Below are 25,694 nucleotides of genomic sequence, written 5' to 3' on the forward strand. Positions count from 1 at the left end.
GCGGGCCAGCGGCTCCAAGACGGTGACCGCATGAGCGCCGCCCGGTACCTGGTCGCCTACGGCGGCGACAAGCGCAGCAAGGATGCGCTACGGCTCGGTGTGGCCCTCGCCGAGTCCTTCAAGGCCGAGCTGGACATCGTCTTGGTGGTCAAGGACGACGATCCTTATGGGACCGCGTACCCGCCCGTCGGCGACGTCACCCCGCTGGTACGCGAGCAGGCCGAGGAGTGGCTCGCCGAGGCCCTCACGCTGGTACCCGAAGGCCTGACCGTCCGGACACATCTGCGCCGCAACCGCTCGATCGCACAGGGGGTGCTGGAGGCGGCGGCCGACCTGGACGCCGCGATGATCGTGGTGGGCGCTGCCTCCGGCGGCGGCAAGCTCGCCTTCACCATCGGCCCCGTGGCGACGGCACTGCTGCACGCCTCGCCGGTGCCCGTGGCGATGGCGCCACGCAAGTACACCCCAGCCGGCCGGCTCGAGCGCCTCTACTGCGCGCTGGGCACCCGGCCCGGGGCCCAGCTCGTCGTCGAGGAGGCCGTCGAGGGGGTGGCTCGCTCCGGCATGGAGCTCCGGCTGCTCTCCCTCCTGGAGCTCGACGGGCGCGCCGGCGCGGACGAGGACGCACGGCGCCGGGTCGAGGAGCTGATGGACCACACGATGAATCGCCTGCAGGACAACGAGGTCACCTTCGAGATCGGGCAAGGACGGAACATGAAACAGGCCATCGGGTCGGTCGGCTGGCACCCGGGCAGCGTGCTGATGATCGGCTCCTCCCGGCTCGCACAGGGAAATCAGACGTTTCTCGGCTCCACCGCGGCGCGGATGCTCCGGCACCTTCCCGTCCCGATGATCGTCGTCCCGCGCCACGAGAGCATCGGGGCATGACGGCCCCCGCCCGCTCGGACGCACCGGAGCGTCCGGTCCCCGACACCGCCGTCGGGGCCAAGGGACTGAGAGCGGGCAGGGTGGGCCTGCTCGGCTCCGTGGTCATCGGCGTCTCCTGCATCGCCCCGGCCTACACCCTCTCCGGTGCGCTCGGCCCGACCGCCGCCGTCGTCGGTGAGCAGCTGCCGGCAATCTTCCTCGTCGGGTTCATCCCGATGCTGCTCGTCGCGGTCGGCTACCGGTACCTCAACACGGCGATGCCGGACTCGGGCACCACGTTCACCTGGACCTCCCGTGCCTTCGGGCCGTGGGTGGGTTGGATGGGGGGTTGGGGCCTGCTGGCCGCGACCATCCTCGTGCTGTCGAACCTCGCCGGCATCGCCGTCGACTTCTTCTACCTGCTCCTGGCCCAGCTCACCGGAAATCCGGAGCTGGCCGAGCTCACCCGCAACGTGCCGGTCAACGTCCTCACCTGCCTGGTGTTCATGGCGGTGGCCTGCTGGATCTCCTACCGCGGCATCGAGACCACGAAGATCGTCCAGTACGTCCTGGTCGCGTTCCAGCTGGTCGTGCTGGTGTGGTTCTCGGTGGCCGCGTTCGCCCATGTCTCCGGCGGCACCGCATTCGAGGGCCTGAGCGTCGACCCGGGCTGGTTCAACCCGTTCAACGTCTCCTCCTTCTCCGCCTTCGCCGCCGGTGTCTCGCTCTCGGTGTTCATCTACTGGGGCTGGGACGTGGTGCTCACGATCAACGAGGAGACGAAGGGGGCCGCAACCACCCCGGGCCGCGCGGCGACCACGACGATCTTCGTCATCGTCGCGCTGTACATGACCATCGCACTGGCGGTGCTCACCTTCGCCGGCGTCGGCGACGGCGAGCTCGGCCTGGGCAACCCCGACATCCAGGAGAACATCTTTGCCGCGCTCGCCGGGCCGGTGATGGGCCCGACGGCGATCCTCATGTCCCTCGCCGTCCTTTCCTCCTCGGCGTCCTCGCTGCAGTCGACATTCGTCTCCCCCGCCCGCACGATGCTGGCGATGGGGCACTACGGCGCGCTGAGCCCCAAGTACGCCCGCATCACCCCCAAATTCCAGTCCCCGGGCTACGCGACCGTGGCCGCCGCCGTCGTCGCCTCGGTGTTCTACGCGGTCATGCGCGTGCTCTCCGAGGACGTCCTGTGGGACACGATCACGGCCCTGGGCATGATGGTCTGCTTCTACTACGGCGTCACCGCGCTGGCGTGCGTGTGGTTCTTCCGCAAGGAAGCCTTCTCGACGGCGCGCTCGTTCCTCGGGAAGTTCCTCGCCCCGCTCGTGGGCGGGCTGTTGCTGCTCGTGTTCTTCGTCCAGACGTCGGTGGACTCGATGCACCCGGCCTACGGCTCCGGATCGAACGTCGGCGGGGTAGGCCTCGTGTTCATCCTCGGGGTCGGGATCCTTGCGCTCGGCCTCGTGGTGATGACCGTGCAGTACCTGCGGCGACCCGGGTTCTTCCGTGGCGCGACGATCGTCCGTGGGGACTCCTTGTCGGTCCATGATCACGAGGAGGTCTGAGCAGCCACCCTTCGCGGTATACCGCACCAGCCCGGTGCCAGGTCGGCCGGGTGACATCGGACCACTACGTGCCCGCGCGCCAGGCCGGCCGGGCGGAGGAAACATCATGACCACCACCGAGACTGCCAAGAAGATCTCCCGCCAGCGCATCACCGAGCTCATCGAACGCGAGGCCGCGGCACTGGACGCCCGCACGCAGCGCTCCCGGGAGATGTACACACGCGCCGCCGAGCACCTCAGCGGCGGCGTCGCGTCCTCGTACCAGCTGCGCGACCCCTGGCCCATCTACCTCGAGGGCGGCCAGGGCCCGAAGGTGCGCGACGTGGACGGCAACGAGTACTGGGACTTCCACAACGGCTTCGGCTCGATGGTGCAGGGCCACGCGCACCCCGCCATCGGCAAGGCCGTCGCCGAGCGCTACCCCAACGGCACCCACTTCGCCGCGCCCACCGAGGACGCGATCGTCGTCGGCAACGAGCTCGCCCGGCGGTGGGGGCTGCCCAAGTGGCGCTACACCAACTCCGGTTCGGAGTCGACGATGGACGCCATCCGCATCGCCCGCGCCTACACGGGCCGCGACACCGTGATGAAGATCTTCGGCTCTTACCACGGCCACCACGACACCGTCATGGTCTCCATCGGGGTGGAGTACGACAAGATCGGCGACCGGGAGAACCTCGCCTCGCTAGCCTACGGCGGCGGCATCCCGCAGGCCACGGTCGACATGACCGTCGCTGTGCCGTTCAACGACGCCGGCGCCATGGAGCGCCGCATCGAGCGCCTCGCCCAGGAGGGCCGCCTGCCCGCCTGCGTGATCATGGAGCCGGCCATGATGAACCTCGGTGTCGTGCTGCCCGAGCCCGGGTACCTCGAGGCCGTCCGCGAGATCACACGAAGCCACGGCATCGTCCTCATCTTCGACGAGGTCAAGACGGGCCTGTGCATCGCCCCCGGCGGCGCCACCGACAAGTTCGGGGTCATCCCGGACATGGTCACCCTCGCTAAGGCCCTCGGCGGCGGCCTCCCCTCGGGTGCTATCGGCGGCAGTGAGGAGATCATGCGGGTGGTCGAGGACGGCACCGTGTACCAGGTGGGCACCTACAACGGCAACCCCCTGAGCATGGCGGCCGCCCGGGCCAGCCTGCTCGATGTGCTCACCCCCGAGGCGTACGAGCACCTCGACCGCCTCAACGAGCGCATCGTCACCGGGTGCCAGGGCATCGTGGACCGTTACGGCCTGCCCGGGTACACCGTCGGCATCGGCTCCAAGGGCTGCGTCACCTTCTCCCCCGAGAAGGTGGTGGACTACGAGACCTTCAAGGCCAACCAGGACGCCGACCTGTCCGAGCTGGCGTGGCTGTTCAACATGAACCGCGGCATCTTCATGACACCGGGCCGTGAGGAGGAGTGGACCCTCTCGGTCACCCACACCGACGAGGCCATCGACGCCTACATCGCCTGCTTCGAAGAGTTGGCGCGCGACCTGACGGCGTGAGACGCCCGACGGCGGAACGCGACCTGACGGCGTGAGACGCCCGACGGCGGAACGCGACCTGACGGCGTGAGACGCCCGACGGCGAAGCTCGCCCGAGGGCGTATCGCGACACGGCCCGTCGACGGTCGTGACACTGAGGTGGGCCCCGGCCCGGCACTCGCCGGGACGGGGCCGGCGGTCTCGTCCAGGCCGCAGCGCCCGCGCCGTGCCCCGGCCCCCCACCGAACGCGGGCACGCGCTTCCGCGGAAGCGGCCGCCGTCAGCTCGGGTCGGGCTCCGCCGTCGCCGCTCCCGTCGTCCTCTCCGCTGCCGCGTCCGTCGTCGTCTCCGCCGCGTAGCGCAGGAAGACCACACCCGAGGCGAAGTTCCGGGTCTCGAGCAGCCGCAGCCCGAGCCGTTGGTCCAATGCCGGGAGGTAGGGCGTGCCCGCGCCGAGCACCACCGGGTGCACGGCGACGCCGTACTCGTCGACCAGCCCGGCACGGATCAGGGTGCCGGCAAGCGCGGGGCCGCCGACGTCGATGACCGCAGCGGGATCGGCCTTCAGCCGCCGCACTTCCTCGACCGGGTCACCCCGGACGAGCCGGCTGTTCCACCCGACCTCCCGCAGGGTCGAGGAGAACACGACCTTCGGCGTCTGGGCCCAGATCTCGGCGAACTCGCGCTCCACCGGGCTGGCGTCCGGGTCAGACGGTGCCGTCGGCCAGTACCCCGCCATGAGCTCGTACATCCGCCGCCCGTACAGGGAGGTGGTCACCTTCCGGGACTGCTCGTTGAAGAACGAGTGCAGCTCCTCGTCCACCTGGACCCAGTCCAGCGACCGGCTCGGCGTCTCTACGAACCCGTCGAGCGACATCGACAGCGAGTAGATCACGGTGCCCATGTCCACCAACCCCTCAGCCGCGAATGGGCACGATGATCCCGGGGCCGTGCACGGCGTGCAACCGCCGGGTGCTCACAGCGCCCGGGTGAGGCTCCGGCGGAGCAGCCACGCACCCAGCGCGAGGAGCACCGCCGCCATCGCGGCCAGCACGCCCAGCTGCGGGAGGATGTCCGTCAGCGACCCGCCGCGGCGCTGGATCTCCGCGAACGCCTCGTACGCCCAGGCGTGCGGCGTCACGTGGGCGATCCGCTGCAGTGAGTCGGGGAAGATCTCCAAGGGCACCATGCACCCACCGAGGGCGGCCAGGATGAGGCCGGTCCCGATGCCGACGCCGGCGGCGGCGCCCTCGCTGTCCATGACCGACCCGATCACCATGGCTCCGGCGGCGGCGACGAGGCTGAAGACCACGAGCACCAGCCCCGACAGCGCGATGTTGCCCCAGTCCACCCCGAACAGCACGGCGGTGCCGATCATGATGTAGGCGCCCTGGAACACCGCGATGGCGAACCGGCCCGTCGCCTGACCTGCGACGGCCATGCCGGTGGAGACCGGCGCCGCGAGCGTGCGGCTCATCACGCCGTGACGGCGCGCCTGGATGAGGGTCGCGGAGCCGGCCAGGGAGGCGAGGAAGACGAACAGCAGCGTCTCGGCGGCGGCGCCGACGTCGAACCCGGACGAGCCCGCGAACGCCTCGGAGATGTCGTCGACGTTGGTCACTTCAAGGCTGGGCGGGTTGACGGTCTCGGCGGCGGCCGCCAGCGCCGTGGCCGCCGCGGACTCCTCGGCGCCGGCGTCGATCAGCGCGCTCAGCTGGTTGCGCTCGGTGGCCACGGCCTGCATCGCGGTCCGCACCCGTTGGAACGTGGCTTGCGCACCGGCTTGGGAGCCGAGGACCACCTCGATGTCAGCGGTGTCGCCGGCGGTGAAGGCTGCGGCGTCGTCCTCGGAGACCAGGACGGCGACGTCGGAGCGGCCACGGGCGAGCTGCTCCCGGGCGTCGTCGGCATCGGCGAAGGTGACGGCGACGTCGTCGTCCTCCATCTCGGTGACCAGGGCGTCGCGCAGGTCGGTCGACTCCCCCACGACCACCACGCGCCCCTGGGACCCATCACCGCCGAACTGGGAGCCGATCACCAGGACCAGCAGCAGCGGCATGATGAAGACGAAGAAGATGTTGGACCGGTCGCGCAGGAACCGGCGCAGCTCCACTCCCGCGATGGCGAGCACGGATCTCACAGGTTCCTCCCCCGGTCGGGTACGAGTCGGGAGACGGCCAGGCACACCACCGCGAAGCCGAGCATGGTCACCACCGGCACACCGAGGTCCGCGAGCCCGCCGCCGCCGGAGGTGATCCCCAGCCCGCGGGTGAACGCCGCGACCGGGTTGAGGTCCAGCACGTGCCCCACCGTCCCGGTGGCGGCGATCGGGAAGAACGCCCCGCCGGCCATGCCGAGCACGAACGCGATGATGGACTGCAGGATGTTCGCCTGCTCCGCCGTCTTGGCGAGCCGGGCGACGATGAACATCAGCGACGTCCCGGCGACCACCACGCACACCACCAGCACCGCGACGGCCACCGGCGAGCCGAAGTCGACGTCGAAGAGCAGGGAGCCGACGGTCAGCAGCACACTCGTGGCGACGATCCCGAGAATGAAGCTGACGAGCCCTTTGGCGGCCACGATCGTGCCCGCGCGCATGGGCATCGAGCGCAGACGGGCCAGGGTGCCGAACTCGCGCTCGGCAACCAGCGACAGCACGCCGAACCCCACGGTGAAGAGCAGGAACAGGCCCGCCTGGCCGGCCACCAGGGCACCGCCGACGCTGAGCTGCTCGGAGGAGGCCTCACCCTGGGTCATCGTGAGGGTCGTGCCGGGGCTAGCGGCCTGCTCGGCGATCTGGCCAAGCTGGTCCGGTGCCAGGCCGAGCTGGGCGCCGGCCGCGGCGGCCTGGGCGCCGGCGGCGAACTGGTCGATGGTGCCCTGGAGGACTGAGTAGAGGATGTCGATCTCGATGCCCGACCCCTCGCCCTCGGTGATGTCGACGACGGCGCCGCCAGCCCCGGTGGTGAACGAGTCGGAGAACCCGGCGGGCACCACCACGCCCAGCTGCGCGTCACCACTGTCGACCCGGTCGCGGACGTCCGCGGCCGGGACCTCCTCGATCGTGACGTCGAGGACCTCCAGCTGGTCGAGCACGCCGAGCAGCACCTGCCCGAGCTGGTCGTCGGGCTCGGCATGGGCCGCAACCGTCACAGGCTCCAGCTCGAGGTTCTGGGTCGAGCCGAACGTGAGGTTGAGGACGAACATCAGCCCGAGCGGCACGACGATCGCGAAGATGAAGACCGACTTGTCCCGCACGCGCAGCCGCAGGTCCGCGGCTGTCATGGTCCAGAGCTGGCGCATGTCAGTCCCGCAGGGCCTTCCCGGTCAGGTGCAGGAAGACCGACTCCAGATCCGGCCGTGAGATCTCGACGTCGCTCAGGGCCATCCCCGCCCCGGTGGCACCCGTGACGATGCCTGCCACCGCCGTCGGCGCCTCGTGGACCGTGAGGGTCAGGGTGCGCCGGTCCGCGTCGACGCGCTCGACGGCGGGCAGCATCCGTAGCGTGTGCGCGGCCGCCGCCGTCTCCCCCGAGCCGGTCAGCCGGATGGTGTCCACCCCACCGGTGAGGCGGATGAGCTCGTCCTGGGTGCCTTCTGCCTGGATCTGGCCGGAGTCGATGATGGCGATCCGGTCGCAGAGGCGCTCGGCCTCCTCCATGTAGTGGGTGGTGTAGAGCACCGCCATGCCCTCCCCCGACAGCGCCTCGACGGACTCGAGGATGGCGTTGCGGGACTGCGGGTCCACCCCGACCGTCGGCTCGTCGAGGATGAGCAGCGCGGGCTGGTGAAGCAGGCCGATGCCGATGTTCAGGCGCCGCTTCATGCCGCCGGAGAACTCCTTGGTCGCGTCCTTCTGCCGGTCGGTCAGACCGATGAGCTCGAGCACCTTGGCGATCCGGCCGGTCAGCTCCTTGCCGCGCATGCCCTGCAGGCGGCCGAAGAACATGAGGTTCTCCCGGGCGGTGAGCTCGGGGTAGATCGCCAGGTCCTGGGGCACGAGGCCGATGTGCCGCTTGACGGCGATCGCGTTCGGCCCCATCGGCTCGCCCGCTACCGTGATCGTGCCGGCGTCTGCCGGGACGAGGCCGGCGATCATGGAGATCGTGGTCGTCTTGCCGGCGCCGTTGGGCCCGAGCAGGCCGAAGGTCTCACCCGGGGCGATCATGAAGGAGACGCCGTCGACGGCCGTCAGGTCGCCGTACCGGCGGACCAGCCCCTCGACGACGAGCACGTTCTCGCCTGCGAGCCTGGGCGCTCTCTCATCGCGCGTCACGGTTCACCTTCGCGTCGTCCGAATCCCCGACCTGCATCGTCATGCTGTCACAGGCCACTGACACGCCGCGCTGGACCTTCGCCCGATGCGCGAACCGTTATGAGACGGAAAGGGTCTGTTGGGTTTGCGTTCGCTTGACGTGAGGCACCGTCGCCGACTGCCGCAGCGGCCGCTGTCCACAGCGCGCAGGCGCGATGTCAGTGGTATCGGGTTGGCTGCGGTCAAGGAGGCAACGACCATGTCGAGAGAGACCTTGCAGTCGCTGAACACCCACACCCTCATCGGCAACACCGCGCACCGCGGCACGGCCTGGCACTACCGGGCGGAGCTACAGGGCGCGGAGCCGAACCACTATCCCGGGCCGATCCCGGTCGAGGACGTCACCCGGCGGCTCTTCGGCTGGGAGGCGCAGTCCCGCGCCATCGCGGTCGAACGGCCGGCCGACGCGCGCACGATGACGCATCTGAGCCCCAAGGGTGCGCCCATGCGGTGGATGACCGTCCCCGGCCGGCAGGCCATCGTGCGGTCCGACCGCGATGACGGGAAGGTGCTCGGCGTCTTCACGGACGCCTACGTGCCACACCCATACACCGAGTTCCTGCTCACGTCGCTGGGCAACATCCTCGATGACTCGCTGTCGGTCAGCTCCGCGGGCCTGCTGCGCGACGGCGCGATCGCCTGGGTGGAGGTGAGCGTGCCGGAGTCCATCACGACGCCTGAGGGCGTGGAGTTCCGGCCCAACCTGCTCGCCACCACCACGCTCGACGGCTCGCTGGCGACCACCTACAAGCGCACCGTCACCGACGTCGTGTGTGACAACACGCGCAACGCGGCACTGCGCGAGCGCGGGCAGGACCTGAAGATCCGGCACTCGCGCAGCTCCCGGCTCAAGCTCGACGCCGCCCGCCGCGCGCTCGCCATGGTCCACACCACCGCGGAGGCGTTCGCCGCCGAAGTCGCCCGGCTGTGCCAGATCGAGGTGGACCGGCGCACATGGAACCGGTTCCTCGACTCCTGGGTGCCGATGACCGGCCCGCACGGTGCGGAGCTGCCGGCGAAGGCACGCCAGTACGCCGAGCGGAAGCGGGAGTCCCTCGCCTCCCTCTACCGCCACGACAACCGGGTGGAGCCATGGGGCGGGACCGCCCATGCGGTCCTGCAGGCGGTCAACACCTACGAGCACCATGCCAGCCCGTTGCGCGGCACCTCCCGGCCCGAGCGGAACATGCTCCGCGCGGTGACCGGCGGGTATGCCGCGCTCGACCGCACCGTCTGGAAGACGCTGCAGAGCGTGCTGGCCGACGCGTGAACCGCCACCCGGGGCGTGACTACGCGCTCTGAGCCGAGCGGTGCGCCGGGATGCCCGACGCATCGTCAGGACGGGTCGGGCGCCAGCGCCTCGAGCACCTCGTGCGCGCGCCGCATCGCCGCGGCGGGATCCGCGTCCGGGTGACCGATCTTCGGGTCGAAGTTGAGGTCGAGGAACACCTCGGTCATGCCCTGGGCCGCCAGGTCGGGCAGGTCGGCCCGCACCTCGTCGAGACTTCCGGTGAGCGGGCGGGTTCGTGGGCCGTCGCGCACCACCCCGCGGCACACGAACCGCATGGTCGCGGGGTCGCGACCCGCTGCCTGGGCGGCGGCCCGCACCTGCGCGATCGGGGCGGCCAAGGTGGTGAGGTCGGCCCGGCTGTTGCTGATCCACCCGTCAGCGAGCCGCCCGATGCGGCGCAGCGCCCGCTCGGACGTCGCTCCCAGCAGGATCGGCGGGCCCGACCGTTGCACCGGCTTGGGCTGCACGCTGGCGCGTGGCACGCGGTAGAAGGCGCCCGCGTGCTCCACCGGGTCAGGTCCCCACAGCGCCCGCAGGCAGTCGAGGTACTCCTCGGCCCTGGCACCCCGGCGGGCGTAGTCGGTGCCGACCGCCGCGAACTCCTCCTGCGACCAGCCCAGGCCGAGGCCGGCGTCCACCCGACCGTCGCTGAGGACGTCAAGGGTGGCCAGCTGCTTGGCGAGCACGGCCGGTGCGAGGTACGGCATGTTGACGATGGCGGTGCCCAGGCGGACACGCTCGGTCACGGCCGCGGCATAGCCGAGCACCATCAGCGGGTCCAGGACGCTGCGGTACACCGGCGGCAGCGTCGAGCCGACCGGCGCGAGCAGCCGCTGGAAGGTCCACAACGAGGCGTACCCGAGCTCCTCGGCGCGCCGGGCGAGCTCGGCCACGTTGGATGGAGTGGCCCAGGAGCCCGAGACGGGCAACGCGAATCCGATCTTCATGTGCTGATCCTGCATCAGGCGCCGGGCGCGGTGGGCGACCCCGCGCGGGGTCGGCGCTAGCCTCTCGACGGAACCGGATCCGAGGTGAAGGAGCAACGATGCGCACGTGGCTGACGGACGCCTTCGCCCTCGACGTGCCCGTCGTCTGCGCACCGATGGCCGGCCCGGGCGAAGGTCCGCTGGCCGCAGCGGTGTCCGCCGCGGGAGGGCTCGGCATGATCGGCGTCGGTGCCGCCCAGACACCGGACTGGGTCGAGGAGCACGCCGCGACGGCCCGAGCCGCCGGCCGCAGCTTCGGGATCGGGCTGATGGCGTGGGTGCTGGAGAGCCGGCCGGACCTGCTCGACGCCGCCATCGCCGCCCGCCCCGCGCTAGTCTCCGTGAGCTTCGGGACGTTCGAGCCACATGTGCGCCGGGTCAAGGACGCCGGCATCGCCGTCACCACCCAAGCGGGCAACCTCGACGAGGCGCGGCGGGCCGAGCAAGCGGGCGTCGACCTCGTCGTCGCCCGGGGCGCGGAGGCCGGCGGCCACGGCCGCGCCGACGTCGGCACGCTGCCGCTGCTCCAGACGGTCCTCGAGCACGTGCAGGTTCCGGTGCTGGCGGCCGGGGGTATCGCCGGACCGAGAGGCCTCGCGGCCGTGCTCGCGGCCGGGGCGGCCGGCGCCTGGGTAGGCACCGCGTTCCTCGGCTGCCCGGAAGCAGCGACCACGCCGGACGCCCGCCGCGCACTGTTCGCCGCGACCGACACCGCCACCGCGTACGGCCGCGTGTTCGACGTCGGCTCACGGGTCCCCTGGCCACCCGAGTTCGGCGGCCGCGCGCTGCGCAACACCTACCTGGACACCTGGGAAGGCCGCCTCGACGAGCTCGCCGACGATGAGGAAGCCGTGGAGCAGCTGGCCCGGGCGCGCGCCACCCACGACTACGACGTCGCCTACCTCTACGCCGGCCAGGGCGTCGGCATGCTCCGGGAGGAGCGGCCGGCGGCGGCCGTGCTCGCCGACTTCGCCCGGGCAGCCGAGACCCGCCACCGGCCCTGACGGTTCTCGGCCGCATTTCGCGCCGGCGCCGCCCGGGCTCCGGGAAGAATCGTCCACATCGGCCCGAGCTCTTCGGCGACGCTCGGCACGGTGAGGAGGAGGACCCGTGGCGTACGACTACGTCATCGTCGGGGGCGGCATCATCGGGCTGTCCACCGCGCTGCACCTCCAGCGCGGCCGGCCGGGGGCATCGGTGCTGGTCCTGGAGAAGGAGGCCGGGCTCGCCCGCCACCAGACCGGGCACAACTCCGGCGTCATCCACGCCGGCCTCTATTACGCGCCAGGCTCCCTCAAGGCCAGGCTGTGCCGTGCCGGCGAGCGGGCCACCAAGGAGTTCTGCGCCGAGCACCGCATCCCTTACCGCACGATCGGCAAGCTCGTGGTGGCCACGGACGAGGTCGAGGTCAGCCGCCTGCACGACCTTCGCCTCCGTGCCGGCGAGAACGGCATCGAGGTAGAGCCGGTCAGCGCTGCGCGCCTTCGCGAGCTCGAGCCGAACGTCGCGGGACGCGAGGCGCTGCTCGTGCCCAGCACCGGCGTCGTCGACTACCGGCTGGTCGCCGAGGCGATGGCCGACGACGTCCGCGCGGCGGGCGGGGAGATCCTGACCGGCGTCGCGGTGACCGGCATCGTGGAGGACGACGACGGCGTCACTGTCCTCACCCCGGGCGGGAACCACCGCGCCGGCCGCCTCGTGGCCTGCGCCGGCCTGCAGGCCGACCGCGTGGCCCGCCTCGGCGGGCTCGCTCCCGACTTCCGGATCATCCCGTTCCGTGGGGAGTACTACGAGCTGCCCACCTCCCGTGCGGGGCTGGTCCGCCACCTCATCTATCCCGTGCCCGACCCGGAGCTGCCCTTCCTCGGGGTGCACCTGAGCCCGACCATCGACGGACGGATCACCGTCGGACCCAACGCCGTCCTCGGTCTCGCCCGGGAGGGCTACCGCAAGAGCGCGGTCTCGCTGCGCGACGTCGCCGACTACGCCACCTTCCCCGGCATGTGGAAGGTGGCCCGGGCGAACCTGCGCACGGGTGCCACCGAGGTGCTGAACTCCCTGTACCGCCCCGGCTACCTCTCCCAGTGCCGCAAGTACTGCCCCTCGCTCACCCTCGCCGACCTCCGCCCGCACGCCGCCGGGATCCGGGCCCAGGCCGTGCTGCGTGACGGCAGCCTCGTGCACGACTTCCTGCTGCGCGAGACCGCGCGGCAGCTGCACGTGGCGAACGCCCCCTCACCCGCGGCGACGTCGGCGCTGCCGATCGGGGAGATGCTCGCCGAGAATGTGCTGGGCCGTTACCGGCCGAAAGTCTCGTAGTACTCCCAGGAGGCAGGCACCCGGCCGAACGCGCCGGTCGCCAGCCGGCGCCCCGGCGTGCCCCGTCCGCCGGGCGTGCCGGGCGCCTCCATCAGCGTCACCAGCCCGAGCACCAGCGCGAAGCACATGAGCACGGCGAGAGCGCCGGAGACGAACGGCGTGCCGAGCCCCGCCACACCGACGACCATGGTCGTCACCACTCCCAGCCCGAGCAGCAGCCAACCGCGACGTGCGAGGGCGGGAAGCGCGAACCAACCACGACGAAATCTGCCCTGGGACCAGGTCACCGGTGACCTCCGTATGACGCTCGGGTGAACTCTCTCGGGACCTTAGTCCCGGCTCTCGGCGCAGCGCCAGGCCTTGTCCGAACCATCCGGAAATGTCCGTCCGCACGGTGCCCGGGGAGCCGGTCCGCGACGAGCAGGCTCGTCTGCACGGCGGCGGGCTGACCGTCGGCCAGGCGCTGCCGCCGCACCGGGAGCATGTCGCTGCCTGAGACACGGTCGAGGGCAGCCTGCCAGATCGGAGAGGTCGCACCGCGAGCGTGCGGGCCCACGCCGGGGGACGTCCCGCGTGGTCGGCGGGACGTCCCCCGAGCCGCCGCGCCCGCTGCACCGGCGGGCCCGTTGAAAGCGGCAGTTGGCCGAAATCTGTCAGAACATTGCCGATCCGGAAATACCCGGGGCCGGGTGAATTTCAGACTGCTCACATTCATCCAGGAGGGTGAGGCAGGGTGAACTCCCCTCGCTGCCAGGGCGCCGCGGCCGCCCCACGAGCCGTGGAAACGCCGCCGCACGAACCCGGCTGTCGGGCTTCGTCGTTGACGTCCCGGGGGATCGCCAGCCCGCCGCACGTCGCCCATCCACGCGCGGACCGCCTCGGCCCCGCCTCACCCTCGCTGCTCCAGCCGAGACCGTCGGTCGCCGCCCGCGCTTCGCCCCTTGCAGCGGTGCAACCAGGTCAACCATCGGGAGCTCATTCCCCATGGCGCCGCCGCTGTTCCCTTTTAGGGTGACCGCCATGCCGAGGACGGGGAACACGAGCCTGCGAGAGCGCAAGAAGCAGCTCACGCGCGAGGCGATCGCAGAAGCGGCGCTCGCGCTCGCCATCGAGCACGGGCTCGCCAACGTCACGGTCGAGGAGATCGCCCGCCTGGCCTTCGTCTCCCCGCGGACCGTGTCCAACTACTTCTCCTGCAAGGAGGAGGCGGTCGCCACGGCCGGCTGCCAGGACCTTCCCGAGCTTGCCGAGGACCTCGCTGCCCGCCCCGCCGGGGAGCCGCCCGCGGACGCGCTGCGCGCCGTCCTCCTCGCGTACGTCGGCTCCCGCACACCGGAACAGCTGCGGCTCGAGGTCCACAAGCTCGCGGTCGAACGCGAGCACCCCGCGCTGCGGCCCTACTGGGTGGCGCAGTACGACGACCTGGAGGCGTCCCTGCGCGCGGCGATCGCGGACCGCACCGGCACGGATCCCGACGTCGACGTCTTCCCGTGGCTGGCGGCGGCCACTGCGGCGTCCGCGCTCAGCGCGTCGGTGCGGATCTGGGCACGCCCGGAGGCGAACCGCCAGGCCCTGCCGGACCTGGTCGCCGCCGCGTTCGACGAGGTGGCCGCCGGCCTTCGGGGCCCCGTCCGGGCCTAGCGGTGCCTGACCGGTCGGTACAGCTCGGCCAGCCTGCCCCTCACCCCGGAGCCTCTCCCCCGCCGCTCGCGTCCCGCCGCGTGCTCACGGGGCCCGTGTCCAGGCCAGCAGCTCGTCCACCGCCAGCGCGTTGACGATCCGGTCCCGGGTCAGGCCCGCCGCCTGCGCGCGCTCGCAGCCGTAGTCCAGGAAGTCCAGCTGTCCCGGCGCGTGCGCGTCGGTGTCGATGGAGAACCGGCAGCCGGTCTCGATCGCGAGCGTCAGCAGCCGGGTGGGCGGGTCGCGCCGCTCGGGTCGGGAGTTGATCTCCACGGCGACGTCGTGGGTGCGGCAGGCCTGGAACACGGCCGGCGCGTCGAACTGGGACTCCGGCCGTGTCCCCCGTCCACCGGTGATGAGGCGCCCGGTGCAGTGCCCGAGCACGTCCACCCGCGGGTTGGACACCGCCCGCACCATCCGCTTGGTCATCGCGGCCGCGTCCATGCGCAGCTTGGAGTGCACGCTGGCGACGACGACGTCCAGCTGGGCGAGCAGCTCGTCCTCCTGGTCGAGGCCGCCGTCCTCGAGGATGTCCACCTCGATCCCGGTGAGGATGCGGAACGGCGCGAGCTCCGCGTTGAGGTTCGCGACGACGTCGAGCTGCTCGCGCAACCGGTCGGGGCTGAGACCGCGGGCCACGGTGAGCCGGGGCGAGTGGTCGGTCAGCGCGAGGTAGTCGTGGCCGACGGCGACCGCGGCGGCCGCCATCTCCTCGATGGCGGTGGTGCCGTCGCTCCAGTCGGAGTGGGCGTGGAGGTCCCCGCGCAGCCAGCCGCGCACCGTCTCGCCGCCGGGGAGGAGCGGCGCCTGGGCCCTGGCCTCGAGCTCGGCAAGGTAGTCGGGCACGTCCCCCGCGGCGGCCTGGCTCGCGACGGCCGCGGTCTTCGGGCCGACGTCGGGCAGCTGGGTGAGCGTGCCGGCCTGCACCCGCTGGGCGATCTCGGCGGGCGACAGGGACGCCAGCCGCAGGGCCGCCCGCCGGTAGGCCTTGACCCGGTGCGACTCGGCGAGCTCGCGCTCGAGCAGGAAGGCCACGCGCCGCAGCGCCGAGACGGGGTCCACAGCGTCGACGCTAGTGGCGCCGGTGTGCGCGCGCCGGGTGAGTGACGCCGCCGGATGAGCGGCGGCGTCGAGGTCAAGGCCGGCACGCGGGTGCCGGGCATCAGGAATCACGCCTCGCTCACCGAGTGAAAATCACTTGCGTTGACGGCCCGACCTGAGGCGCACTGGAGGTCTTCCCTCTTGCCCGGTCGGTCGAGAGACCGCGCCGGCGCCGATGACGCCGCGCCGCGTCATGGTGTCGAACCGGGCAGGCCCCCGTACGACGTACGAGTGTCCCGCCGGACATGCCTCCACCCGAGAGGAACCCCCGATGACCACCTCCGCCTCGGCCCTCTTCGAGGTCGAACGACTCCGTGACGTCCTCGACGGCTCGATCGTCCTGCCCGAGGACGCCGACTACGACGCCGCGCGCACCATCGTCTCCGGCGCGTTCGACGACCGCCCCGCCGTCGTCGTCCGCGCCGCGAGCGTCGACGACGTCGTCCGCACCGTGCGCCTGAGCCGTGACACCGGGTTAGAACTCGCCGTGCGCTCCGGCGGCCACAGCAACGCCGGACACGGATCCGTCGAGGGCGGCGTCGTGCTCGACCTGCGCCTCTTGAAGGAGTTGCGCATCGACGCCGCAGCCCGCACCGCCACCGCCCAAGCCGGCCTGACCGCCGCCGAGTACACGCTCGCCACGTCCGAGCACAGCCTGGCCACCGGATTCGGCGACACCGGCTCCGTGGGCCTCGGCGGCCTGGTCACCGGTGGCGGCGTCGGGCTGCTCTCACGCAAGCACGGCCTGACCATCGACTCGCTGCTCGCGGCGCAGGTGGTCACGGCCGACGGAGAGGTGCTCGAGGTCGACGACACCCACCACGCCGCGCTGTTCTGGGCCATCCGCGGCGGAGGCGGCAACTTCGGCGTGGTCACCCGGTTCACGCTGCGACTGCACCCGGTGGGCGAGTTCGTCGGGGGCATCCTCGTGCAGCCCGCCACGCCAGCCGCCGTCAGCCGGTTCCTCGAGCAGGCGGCTGCCGCCCCGCGCGAGCTGACCACGATCCTCAACGTCATGCCCTGCCCGCCGCTGCCGATGGTGCCGGCGGACGTGCACGGCCGGCTCGTCATGCTGGCGTTCGTGGCCTGGGCCGGTCCGGTCGAGGAGGGCACCCGCGTGATCGACGGGCTTCGCGCGATCGCCCCGCCGCTGGCCGACCTGGTCCGGCCGGGGCCCTACATCTCGATGTTCCCGCCCGAGGTGGAGGACTACCACCCGGTCGCCGCGGCCAGGACGCTCTTCCTGGACCACGTGGACGAGCCGCTCGCTGCCCGCATCCTGGAGCGGCTCGAGGCGTCCGACGCCTCCATGCGGGCGGTCCAGCTGCGGGTGCTCGGCGGCGCCATCTCCGACGCCCCGGCCGACGCCACGGCGTACGCGCACCGGGCGGCTCCGATGATGGCCAACGTGGCCGCATTCGTCGACCGGCCGGAGCAGCGAGACGCCCGCGAGGCGTGGGTGGACGAGCTGTCCGCCCAGCTCGACCAGGGCGTGCCCGGGGCGTACGTGAACTTCCTGGCCCGCGAGGGGGCCGACCGTGTGCGCGCGGCCTACCCGGACCCCACGTGGGAGCGGCTGCGGCAGGTGAAGGCGGCGTACGACCCGACGAACCTGTTCCACGTCAACCAGAACGTCCCCGCCGCGAGCGCCTGACCCCGGTCACGACCGGTGCACGGGCGCCCTCCAGCGCAGCTCAGCGGTCGAGGCGGGTGAGCCAGTACGCCGTGTCGGGTGTGGGTGTCGTGGAGAAGCGCGCGTTGACCAGATACAGCGAGCCGCGGAACGCTGCGGCCGTGGACGGGAAATCGAGGTCGTCGTCGGTCAGGTATCCCTTGAACCGGCCCTCGGTGCCCTGCCGGTTGAGCCGGAACTCCGCGACCCGGTTGTCGAGGCCCTCCACCACGTAGAGCGTGCGCCCCTCCAGGACCAGCCCGTCGCCGTTGAGGACACTGGTGCCGCCGAGGTCGACACGGTCGGCCTCCCCGGTCCGGGGGTCGACCCGGTAGAGCTCCCCTCGGATGGTGTTGACGACGAGCAGGGCCCGTCCGTCCGGTGTCTGCTCGATGCCGTTGGCGTTGAACTGCCCCGGCACCTGCACCCAGTCACCGCCGAGCGGGACCTCGGTGACGCGGGCCGGGTCGGCGAGGTCGCCGTGGTGGCCACGCGCCACGCGGTACAGGGCGGCCCGGCTGGAGTCGGTGAACCACGCGGCCCTGGACGTGAGCACGACGTCGTTGACGAACGTCGGGGCGGCGTCGTCGACGAAGTCATAGGTGGCCAGGGTCGTGCCGGTGCGCGGGTCCACCACGCGGCCCTCGCCCACCGGGCCGCCCGCCACCCACAGCCGCCCGCCGCGGTCGATCTTCAGCCCGACCGACGGCGTGCCCGGGCCCTCGGCGACTACCTCCCCCTCGCCGGTGCGCAGGTCCGCCTCGTAGATGTCGCCGTCGACGAGGGACCCGACCCACGCGGTGGGGCCTCGCCCGATGGCGATGCCCTCGGGTTGGAACCCGTTCGGCAGGTCGATGTGGTTCTCGAGGGTGTCGTGCCGGTGGTCGGCCGTGGCCGGAGCCGACGCGCCGAATGTCAGCGCGAGGATTCCTGCGGCCACGGCGGTCAAGCGTCGCTTCATCACGACCTCCTGCAGGTGTGCCGGCGCATCGCCGGCGGGCGGGATGACCGGTCAAGCGTAGGTCGTCGCCACGTCGCCCGTTGCCCCCGGTTCGGGGGTCTGTGCGCGGGCGGCGCGGCCCTCTGGGTGCAGAGCTACGCGCGCGGCCACATGGTCTCGGTGGCGGCGTCGTCGGCGTCTCGCAGCACGCGCAGCATGTTCCCGCCCGCGAGCGCGGCCAGCTCGGCGCCCGACCAGCCGCGGTCCGCGAGCGCCTGCAGCAGGCGCGGGTACCCGGAGACGTCCTCGAGCCCGTCGGGCAGGCGGTCCACACCGTCGTAGTCCCCGCCGAGGCCGATGTGCCCGACGCCGGCCACCTCGCGGGCATGCTCGACGTGCGCGACGACGTCGTCGATCCCCACCTGGGGGCGGGGGTGCTCGGCCTCCCACTCCACCAGCCGCTGCGCCCAGACCACCTCGGGGTCCGCGGCGACGTTCTCCGCCGCGACAGCTGCCGGGACCTCCCCCGCCCGGGGCGCCCGCGCCCAGTGCCAGCCGCTCCCGCCCAGGGCCTCGTGCGCCTCCTCGGTCCACCGCGCGGCCGCCGGGGAGACGAACTTGGGCACGAAGGTCACCTGCAGCACACCCCCGTTCGTCGCCAGCCGTTCCAGCACGGCGTCGGTCGCGTTGCGCGGGTGGTCGCACACTGCCCGGCAGGAGGAGTGCGACAAGATCACCGGGGCGGTCGCCACGTCGAGCGCGGCGTGCTGGGTGGTCTCGGCGGTGTGGGAGAGGTCCACGAGCATGCCGATGCGGTTCATCTCGGCGACGACGGCGCGCCCCTCGTCCGTCAGACCGCCGACGGCGGGGGTGTCGGTAGCGGAGTCCGCCCATTCCACGTTGTCGTTGTGGGTCAACGTCATGTACCGCACGCCCAACCGGGCGAGCATCCGCAACGCCCCGAGCGAGCGGCCGATGGAGTGCCCGCCCTCCGCGCCGAGCAGGGCGGCGATGCGCCCGCCGCGGAACGCGGCGAGCACCTCCTCCGCCGTGCAGGCGAGCGCGAAGCTCTCCGGGTACCGGGCGATGAGCCGGTGGACGGCGTCGACCTGCTCGACCGTGCCCAGCACGGCCTCGGCACCGGTGAGCGTGGAGGGCACGAACACCGACCAGAACTGCCCACCCACCCGGCCGGCCCGCAGCCGCGGGATGTCGGTGTGCAGGCCGGGCCGGTGCGTATCGAGGCCGTCGACGGCGTACCCGGCGGTGGTCCGCAACGCGTAGGCGAGGTCGTTGTGCCCGTCGATGAGCGGGGTGCCGGCGAGGACCTCGTCGACCACGCGGCGGGCGTCGGTGGCTGTCATGGGCACCATCCTGCTCCTGCGTGCGGACGCCAGGCCGCCGGGGCAATGCGGACACCCGGCCGCCAGGGTCGAGCGCACCGCGCACGGGTCCGCCGTCGCCCCTAGGAGGATGGTGGTCCTCCGGGCGTCTAGCGGGTCCCGCGCGCCCCCGCGGCCGGCGCGGCGACGGGGTTGGGACCGTTCAGCGTGTCCTGTGCCGGCCGCCGGTGGTGCGCGCCGGCGAACACGGCCGGGCGTATCGCCAGCAAGGTCACCGTGGTGAGCAGCAGCAACGGCAGGTCCGGCACCCAGGCCCGGAAGGCCACCAGGTGGAGGACGAAGAACACCGGGAGGTACCACAGCCCCATCCAGGCGAGCCGGCTCGGCCGAGAGCCGGTCGCGAGCAGGGCGGTCACGATGACCAGCACGCCCATCCCCGCGCCAGACGTCGCCGCGAGCAGGCTCTCGTCCGTGCCGTCTCCAACGAACGCCGGTGAGGCGCCGAAGACCACAGTGAGGCACCCGACAGCCACGAGCACCACCCGTGCCCATGTAGTGCCACGTCGCGCAGTTCTCATCGCTCTTTCCCTTCGCCGATGGCATCCGTGGGCCGACCCTAGGAAGACGGGCGGATGGAAGCCTCCCCCTCACGGGTGAGCACGGCTCCACCGTGCAGCGGAGGCGTCGCTCGGCAAATCGGGTTCCCCGCGTGCGTGGGCACGCTACGGTCGCCGCGTGCCCCGGCTCCGCCCGTCCACCACCCAGGCCACGGCGTTGGCAGTCACGCTGGTGGTGCTCGGACAGGCCGAGCTGTGGCTGCTCCCGTCGCTCGACACCGAGCTCGTCCGGGCACGGACGCACCTGCTGCCCTTCGCCGTCCTCGTACCGGCAGCCCTCGTCCTGCGGGCCCGCGCCCCGCTCGCGGCGGTGCTGGTCGCGGCCGGCGCCTTGGTAGCGCAGGCGATCATAGTCGCACCGGCAATGCTCCTGACTCAGCTCGCGGCACTGCTCATCGCCGTGTACACGGTGGGCGCCCATAGTCCGCTGCCTCGCGCCCTCGCCGGCCTGGTCGCGGCCTGCACGGCTCCGGCGGCTCTCGCGCTGCGCACCGACGCCACCGTGCAGGAGACCGCCTCGATCGCCGTCTTCGCGACGGCACCGTGGCTGGCGGGTCGGGTGATCGCCCGGGTGCGTGCCTACGCCGCTCGGCTCGAGCAGCTCACCGCCGAGCTGGAGCGGGAGCGGGAGCGCAGTGCGGCGCTCGCCGTCGCCGAGGAACGTGGGCACATCGCCCGGGAGTTGCACGACATCCTCGCGCACGGCCTCGGGTTGATGACGCTGCAGGCCGGCGGAGCCCGCCGCATGCTACGGCGCGACCCCGACCGCGCACACGCCGCGCTGGTCACGATTGAGGACTCCGGACGCCAGGCGCTGGCGGAGGTACGCCGGTTGCTCGAAGCCGTCGATCCGCGACCCGGCGTCGGGGCGGCACATCCGGAGCACGCCGAAGGGCGGGCCCAACAGCGGTTACCGATGGGCGCCGAGGGACCACCGCCCGGCCTCGTAGAGGTCCAGCGGCCGCAACCGAGCCTGGCCGACGTCGGGTCGTGGTTGCGTCGGACCGTCGTCCGGAGCCACCCGGTGAGCGTGCACGTCGAAGGGGACCCGCGCAGCCTGCCACCGGGGCTGGACCTGACCGCCTTTCGCATCGTCCAGGAGGCCGTGACCAACGCCCTCAAACATGCCCCCGGGGCGGCCACCTCGCTGCGGGTGCGCTACTCGGGCGACGCGGTGGAGCTGGAGGTGGCCAACGAGCGTGGCGAGCCCGGCCCCGCCGGCCCGCCCGCCGCGGCCGGCCCGCCCGGCCCGCCCGGCCGGGGGCGAGGCCTGATCGGGATGCGTGAGCGGGTGGCGATGTTCGGCGGCAGTCTCGAGACCGGTCCGACCGACGACGGCGGCTTCCTGGTCCGGGCGCACCTCCCGGTGGAGCCGGCCCGGTGAGCGTCCGCGTGCTGATCGCCGACGACCAGGAGCTCGTGCGTGCCGGACTGAGGTTGATCCTCGACGCGGAGGACGACATCGAGGTGGTCGCCGAGGCCCGCGACGGGCGGGAGGCACTCGAGCAGTGCGACCGGTACCGGGTCGACGTCGTGCTCATGGACGTGCGCATGCCGGCCCTCGACGGCGTCGCCGCCACCCGGCGGCTGCTCGATGACGGGCGTCGTGGCGCACCGCGCGTCATCGTGCTGACGACCTACCACGTGGACGCCCACGTCGACGCCGCGCTCCAGGCGGGCGCGAGCGGGTTCCTGCTCAAGGACGTCCCGCCCGAGCAGCTTGTCGTCGCGATTCGCGCGGTGGCGGCCGGTGACGCGCTGCTCTCGCCGCGGGTCACAGGGCGCCTGCTGGACCGCTTCGCTCGAGTCGCGCCCACGCCAACGCACCGGCGGCAGCTGGCCAGCTTGAGCGCGCGCGAGCGCGAGGTGCTGGTGCTCATCGCCGGCGGCCTCTCCACGGTCGAGATCGCCGCGGAGCTGGTGGTGGGCGAGGCGACGGTCAAGACCCACACCTCCAACGTGCTGCGCAAGCTCGGCCTGCGGGACCGGGCCCAGGGCGTGATGTTCGCCTACGAGTCGGGGCTGGTGGAGCCGGGCGGACGGCCCGGGACCGCCGGCCTCGACCGATAGGACGGCTGAAGGTCACACCGGCAGGTGCGTGCGCGGGGCCATGCGTGGGCCGCGGCGCGGGTGGCGCAGCCCGGCGACCTCGACCAGCCGCTGCACGCGGTAGCGGTGGGGGCGGAACGGCTCGAGCAGCTCGGCGAGCATGGCGTCGTCGCCCTCCTCCCCCGTCAGCGCCCAGGTGATGTCCCGGGCGACGTGGTAGTCGCCGAAGCTGACGGCGTCGGCGTCACCGTGGGCGCGCGAGCGCACCTCGGCGCTGGTCCAGACCCCGATGCCGGGCAGGGACCGCAGCCGCCGGTCGGCCTCGTCGCCTGGCACGGCCAGGGTGCGTTCGAGCGACGGTGCCACCCGGGCGGCGCCGACCACCGTGCGGGCGCGCCTCGGGTCCACCGGCAGGCGGAGCCAGTCCCAGGACGGTATCCGCGTCAGGGTCGCGGGTGCCGGCGCGACCCACAGGTGCCGCTCGGCGCCCGGGCCCGGGGCCCGCTCACCGAAGCGGTGCACGAGGCGGCGGTAGCCGGTGAAGGCCTCGCTCCCGGTGACCTTCTGCTCGATGACCGCCGGGACCAGCGACTCCATCACCAGTCCGGTGCGCAGGACGCGCAGGTGCGGGTGGCGTCGCCAGAGCTCGGCGACCACCGGGTGGCGGTGGGCGGGGAAGGGAGCGACGTCGTCGTACGCCCCGAGCATGGCGGGGACGGCGTCGAGCACCCAGGCGGCGCCGTCGCCCCACGCCGTGGCCCGGACCTCGCCGTCGCGCGGGCGGGACTCCACGCGCACGGTCGCGGTGCCCTCAGGGGTGCGCACGCCCCGCCAGACGGCACCGTCCTCGTCGCGACGGAAGGTCGGATCGCTCCCGCCGTGGCGCAAGACGCCGAGCAGCAGGCCCGCCGGGCACGGCCACGGCGGCACCCACGTCCGCTCCAGGGCCTGCACGGCTCCAGCCTACGAGCCAGGGGTGACACGTCGTCCCGCGTACCGCGGCCGGCCGCGCCACTCGTCATCAGGTGTGGTCGAAAACGGACTTTCGTCCTGTGCCGGATCTCACAGCCGGGGCATGATGAGGCATGGACTACGACGACGGCGACCGCATCAAGTCCCTCACCGAGCTGCAGTGCTGGGAGCTGGTCGAGTCCGAAGACCTGGCCCGGCTCGCCGTCAGCGTCGACGACCGCCCGGACATCTTCCCGGTCACCTACGTCAGCCACGGCGGCAAGCTGTACGTCCGCACCACGCAGGGCAGCAAGCTGCTGGAGCTGGCCATCAACAACCAGGTGGCCGTGGAGATCGACAAGGTGCAGGAGGACTCGGCAACCAGCGTCGTGATGCACGGACAGGCCCGCCGGCTGGAGTCCGAGGCGGAGATCCTCGCGGCGGAGAAGCTCCCCCTGCGGACCCGGCGGCAGATCACGTCGCCGGTGTACATCGAGATCACCCCGAGCGACGTCAACGGCCGCTGGTTCGACTTCTCCCCCGCCGAGGCGGGCTGACGCGCCCGAGCGCCGGCCCCGGCGTCCTCGCCAGGACCGACGCCCGGGTGCCGCTCAGCGGAACTGCTTGGGGAACTGGGCGATGATGCCGCTGGAGAGGGTGTCCGCCAGGTCGAGCATGTGCAGGTGGGCCTCCTCGTAGTCGGCCACGCTGGCCGCGTAATCACCGGAGAGCTCGTGCGCCGCCTCGGCGAGCGTCTGGTCCAGGTGGACGGACATGCCCGACTTCATCGCCGCCGCGGGCCAGTTCTTGGGGTTGGCCTTGGTGAGGAACTCGGCGATGTCGTTGCCGTTCTGGTACCAGCGGGTCTTGGCGTCGGTGAAGGCGGCGTCGTCACCGGCGTCGACGGCCTGCAGGATCTCGACGGCGATGGTGATGTGGTCGCGCAGCAGAGCAGTGAGCTGGTCGCCCGCGGCCTTGCCGTAGTAGGGCTTGATCGCGTCGCCGAGGTCGGTCTGGTTCTGCAGCAACCGCCCGGCGGTGGCCGGGAACGAGTCCGAGCCGTCGGCGAAGGTGACGATGGCGAGCCGGGTCCAGGTGACGTGGTCCTCCCACAGCTTGCGCATCTGGTCGTGGAAGGCCATCTGGGCCGCGTTCCGGGGTAGCGCTGCCCGGGCTCCGTGACCGTGCCCCTGGCCGTGGCCGTTGCTCGCGGCCGCGACGGCGGGGGCGGGGGCTGCGTCGGCCGCCAGCTTCGGTACCCCCCAGGCCAGGAATCCGACGAGCAGGGCGACGAAGAGGATGAAGGCCGACTTGAGCGGGTGGCGGCGGGTCGCCGCGAGGGTAGTGTGCATGAGGAACGTCCTTCCATGTGGAGCTCGATGACGAGACGGGGCGCTGACGCATGACACCTGGGTTTGCGTCACGCGGGCCGGGATCCTTACCGGCCGGCGTGGTTCTGACGGACGTGCCGCCCGGACGGGGCGCGGACGCCGGGTCCACCTCGGACGTCGTGACGGAGCTGGTCGTCGGGTCCCGGGTCGGGGACGAGGCCGAGGCATGGCCCGAGGCGCTCGCCACCCCGGGGCCCGAGCGTGACGCGGCGCTCAGCGCCCTGCACGAGCTGATGCTCCGCGCCGCCCGCAGTCAGGTGCACCGCATGGCCGCCCGGCTGCCGGGAGCGGGCGCCGTCGTCCTGGACGAGCTCGCCCACGCGGCCGCCGACGGCGCGCTGGCCGCGCTGCTCGGCAAGCTCGACACCTTCGAGGGCCGCAGCCGATTCACCACCTGGGCCTACAAGTTCGCGATCCTGGAGGCCGCGACCGAGGTGCGGCGCCGCGCCTGGGTGGGCCGCGACGTCCGCCTGGACGACGCCGACCTGTGGGCCGACCCCGGCCCCGGACCAGCCGAGCTGGCCGAGGCCCGGGACCTCGCGGGTGCCGTCCGGGTAGCCCTGAACGAGGTGCTGACCACCCACCAGCGCCGCGTCGCGGTCGCGCTGCTGGTCGAGGAGGTCCCCATCGACGTGCTCGCCGAGCGGCTCGGCACCACCCGCGGCGCCCTGTACAAGACCCTGCACGACGCCCGCGGCCGGATCCGGGCACACCTCACCGCTACCGGCCATCTCCTCCCCTCCCAGGCAGGTACCCGATGACCGCCGACCGCCGGCTGACCGGCTCCGCCGTCCGCCAGCTCACCCTCCCGACCGAGCCGTGGCTGTCCTGCGAGGACTGCTTCGACCGCATGGACCGCTTCGTCGAGGCCGTGCTGGAGCGGCCCCGCACGACGGCGTTCCCGGACATGCGCCTGCACCTCGCCGGATGCCCGGCGTGCGCGGAGGAGGCGGAGTCGCTGCTCGTGCTGGTGGCCGAGGAGGACGGCGTGGACCCGACCGTGGCACGGGCCGGCCTGCTGCAGCAGAGCCCCTGAAGCCGGGCGAGCATAGCCGTAGCTGCGACCTGCCGCGGCATGGGTGTCGTCGGTCATGCCGGTCAGCCAGGGCCGCTTCCGAGCG

25 protein-coding genes are annotated in these 25,694 nt (G+C 72.4%); 13 read left to right on the forward strand and 12 right to left on the reverse strand.

Annotated elements, in window-relative coordinates; genetic code table 11:
• Positions 1–30 precede the first annotated feature (30 nt).
• The 3 genes from FE374_RS10735 to FE374_RS10745 all read left to right on the forward strand — a co-directional run bounded on the left by FE374_RS10735 (position 31) and on the right by FE374_RS10745 (position 3,936).
• Entirely contained in the window at positions 31–888 is an 858-nt protein-coding gene (locus tag FE374_RS10735) for a universal stress protein (protein ID WP_139928946.1), read from the forward strand.
• Positions 885–2,441, forward strand: coding sequence for an APC family permease (locus FE374_RS10740; protein ID WP_139928948.1), 1,557 nt, complete (start codon positions 885–887; stop codon positions 2,439–2,441). Before FE374_RS10735 ends, FE374_RS10740 begins: the two co-directional genes overlap by 4 nt.
• A gap of 106 nt (positions 2,442–2,547) precedes the next feature.
• Complete coding sequence (locus tag FE374_RS10745) at positions 2,548–3,936, forward strand: aspartate aminotransferase family protein (protein ID WP_139928950.1); 1,389 nt, start codon at positions 2,548–2,550, stop codon at positions 3,934–3,936.
• A 259-nt stretch (positions 3,937–4,195) separates the two neighbouring features.
• Here FE374_RS10745 and FE374_RS10750 read toward each other — a convergent pair whose 3' ends face one another.
• From FE374_RS10750 to FE374_RS10765, 4 genes are all read right to left on the reverse strand, one after another.
• Entirely contained in the window at positions 4,196–4,819 is a 624-nt protein-coding gene (locus FE374_RS10750; RefSeq protein ID WP_139928952.1) for a dihydrofolate reductase family protein, read from the reverse strand.
• 72 nt (positions 4,820–4,891) lie between these two features.
• A complete protein-coding gene (locus FE374_RS10755) occupies positions 4,892–6,055 on the reverse strand; it encodes an ABC transporter permease (protein ID WP_230978258.1) in 1,164 nt (387 codons plus the stop codon).
• A complete protein-coding gene (locus FE374_RS10760) occupies positions 6,052–7,221 on the reverse strand; it encodes an ABC transporter permease (protein WP_230978259.1) in 1,170 nt (389 codons plus the stop codon). Before FE374_RS10760 ends, FE374_RS10755 begins: the two co-directional genes overlap by 4 nt.
• A 1-nt stretch (position 7,222) precedes the next feature.
• Positions 7,223–8,194: an ABC transporter ATP-binding protein gene (locus FE374_RS10765; protein ID WP_230978260.1), complete on the reverse strand. Its 972-nt coding sequence runs from the start codon at positions 8,192–8,194 to the stop codon at positions 7,223–7,225.
• A 238-nt stretch (positions 8,195–8,432) separates the two neighbouring features.
• Here FE374_RS10765 and FE374_RS10770 point away from each other — a divergent pair, with 238 nt between their 5' ends.
• Complete coding sequence (locus FE374_RS10770; protein ID WP_139928954.1) at positions 8,433–9,503, forward strand: DUF932 domain-containing protein; 1,071 nt, start codon at positions 8,433–8,435, stop codon at positions 9,501–9,503.
• Between the two features lie 65 nt (positions 9,504–9,568).
• Here the strand turns inward: FE374_RS10770 and FE374_RS10775 are convergent, their stop codons facing one another.
• Positions 9,569–10,471 carry a TIGR03619 family F420-dependent LLM class oxidoreductase gene (locus FE374_RS10775; RefSeq protein ID WP_139928956.1) on the reverse strand — a complete coding sequence of 301 codons (903 nt, stop codon included), beginning with the start codon at positions 10,469–10,471 and terminating at the stop codon, positions 9,569–9,571.
• A gap of 98 nt (positions 10,472–10,569) precedes the next feature.
• Between FE374_RS10775 and FE374_RS10780 the strand changes: the two genes are divergently transcribed.
• Both FE374_RS10780 and lhgO read left to right on the forward strand, forming a co-directional pair.
• On the forward strand, positions 10,570–11,514 hold the full coding sequence (locus tag FE374_RS10780) for an NAD(P)H-dependent flavin oxidoreductase (protein WP_139928959.1): 945 nt from the start codon (positions 10,570–10,572) through the stop codon (positions 11,512–11,514).
• Between the two features lie 106 nt (positions 11,515–11,620).
• Complete coding sequence (gene lhgO, locus FE374_RS10785; RefSeq protein ID WP_139928961.1) at positions 11,621–12,829, forward strand: L-2-hydroxyglutarate oxidase; 1,209 nt, start codon at positions 11,621–11,623, stop codon at positions 12,827–12,829.
• Here lhgO and FE374_RS10790 read toward each other — a convergent pair.
• Positions 12,808–13,116 (reverse strand): hypothetical protein, encoded by a 309-nt coding sequence (locus FE374_RS10790; RefSeq protein WP_139928963.1) that lies wholly within the window; start codon positions 13,114–13,116, stop codon positions 12,808–12,810. The two genes, lhgO and FE374_RS10790, sit on opposite strands and share 22 nt — an antisense overlap.
• A gap of 733 nt (positions 13,117–13,849) precedes the next feature.
• On the opposite strand from FE374_RS10790, the gene FE374_RS10795 reads away from it, so the two are divergent.
• Positions 13,850–14,470 carry a TetR/AcrR family transcriptional regulator gene (locus FE374_RS10795; protein WP_168205664.1) on the forward strand — a complete coding sequence of 207 codons (621 nt, stop codon included), beginning with the start codon at positions 13,850–13,852 and terminating at the stop codon, positions 14,468–14,470.
• Positions 14,471–14,554: 84 nt separating this feature from the next.
• On the opposite strand, the gene FE374_RS10800 is transcribed toward FE374_RS10795, so the two are convergent.
• Complete coding sequence (locus tag FE374_RS10800) at positions 14,555–15,571, reverse strand: PHP domain-containing protein (protein WP_139928967.1); 1,017 nt, start codon at positions 15,569–15,571, stop codon at positions 14,555–14,557.
• Between the two features lie 310 nt (positions 15,572–15,881).
• Between FE374_RS10800 and FE374_RS10805 the strand changes: the two genes are divergently transcribed.
• On the forward strand, positions 15,882–17,264 hold the full coding sequence (locus FE374_RS10805; protein WP_139928969.1) for an FAD-binding oxidoreductase: 1,383 nt from the start codon (positions 15,882–15,884) through the stop codon (positions 17,262–17,264).
• Positions 17,265–17,304: 40 nt separating this feature from the next.
• On the opposite strand, the gene FE374_RS10810 is transcribed toward FE374_RS10805, so the two are convergent.
• The 3 genes from FE374_RS10810 to FE374_RS10820 form a co-directional block, all read right to left on the reverse strand.
• Positions 17,305–18,243 carry an SMP-30/gluconolactonase/LRE family protein gene (locus FE374_RS10810; protein WP_139928971.1) on the reverse strand — a complete coding sequence of 313 codons (939 nt, stop codon included), beginning with the start codon at positions 18,241–18,243 and terminating at the stop codon, positions 17,305–17,307.
• A 134-nt stretch (positions 18,244–18,377) separates the two neighbouring features.
• Positions 18,378–19,586, reverse strand: coding sequence for a dipeptidase (locus FE374_RS10815; RefSeq protein ID WP_139928973.1), 1,209 nt, complete (start codon positions 19,584–19,586; stop codon positions 18,378–18,380).
• A 128-nt stretch (positions 19,587–19,714) separates the two neighbouring features.
• Positions 19,715–20,143 (reverse strand): hypothetical protein, encoded by a 429-nt coding sequence (locus tag FE374_RS10820; RefSeq protein ID WP_139928975.1) that lies wholly within the window; start codon positions 20,141–20,143, stop codon positions 19,715–19,717.
• A 157-nt stretch (positions 20,144–20,300) separates the two neighbouring features.
• Between FE374_RS10820 and FE374_RS10825 the strand changes: the two genes are divergently transcribed.
• Positions 20,301–21,566, forward strand: coding sequence for a sensor histidine kinase (locus tag FE374_RS10825; RefSeq protein ID WP_139928977.1), 1,266 nt, complete (start codon positions 20,301–20,303; stop codon positions 21,564–21,566).
• Positions 21,563–22,252, forward strand: coding sequence for a response regulator (locus tag FE374_RS10830; RefSeq protein ID WP_139928979.1), 690 nt, complete (start codon positions 21,563–21,565; stop codon positions 22,250–22,252). Before FE374_RS10825 ends, FE374_RS10830 begins: the two co-directional genes overlap by 4 nt.
• Positions 22,253–22,264: 12 nt before the next feature.
• On the opposite strand, the gene FE374_RS10835 is transcribed toward FE374_RS10830, so the two are convergent.
• Complete coding sequence (locus tag FE374_RS10835) at positions 22,265–23,185, reverse strand: DNA-3-methyladenine glycosylase family protein (protein WP_139928981.1); 921 nt, start codon at positions 23,183–23,185, stop codon at positions 22,265–22,267.
• A 131-nt stretch (positions 23,186–23,316) separates the two neighbouring features.
• Here FE374_RS10835 and FE374_RS10840 point away from each other — a divergent pair, with 131 nt between their 5' ends.
• Positions 23,317–23,739, forward strand: a complete 423-nt coding sequence (locus tag FE374_RS10840; RefSeq protein ID WP_139928983.1) for a pyridoxamine 5'-phosphate oxidase family protein — start codon at positions 23,317–23,319, stop codon at positions 23,737–23,739.
• Between the two features lie 54 nt (positions 23,740–23,793).
• Here the strand turns inward: FE374_RS10840 and FE374_RS10845 are convergent, their stop codons facing one another.
• Entirely contained in the window at positions 23,794–24,534 is a 741-nt protein-coding gene (locus tag FE374_RS10845; RefSeq protein ID WP_139928985.1) for a hypothetical protein, read from the reverse strand.
• A 98-nt stretch (positions 24,535–24,632) separates the two neighbouring features.
• Between FE374_RS10845 and FE374_RS10850 the strand changes: the two genes are divergently transcribed.
• A complete protein-coding gene (locus FE374_RS10850) occupies positions 24,633–25,334 on the forward strand; it encodes an RNA polymerase sigma factor (RefSeq protein WP_230978261.1) in 702 nt (233 codons plus the stop codon).
• Complete coding sequence (locus FE374_RS10855) at positions 25,331–25,609, forward strand: hypothetical protein (protein ID WP_179957308.1); 279 nt, start codon at positions 25,331–25,333, stop codon at positions 25,607–25,609. Before FE374_RS10850 ends, FE374_RS10855 begins: the two co-directional genes overlap by 4 nt.
• The last annotated feature ends 85 nt before the right edge of the window (positions 25,610–25,694 follow it).

Origin of the sequence: Georgenia yuyongxinii (assembly GCF_006352065.1) — a bacterium.
Lineage (GTDB): Bacteria > Actinomycetota > Actinomycetes > Actinomycetales > Actinomycetaceae > Georgenia > Georgenia yuyongxinii.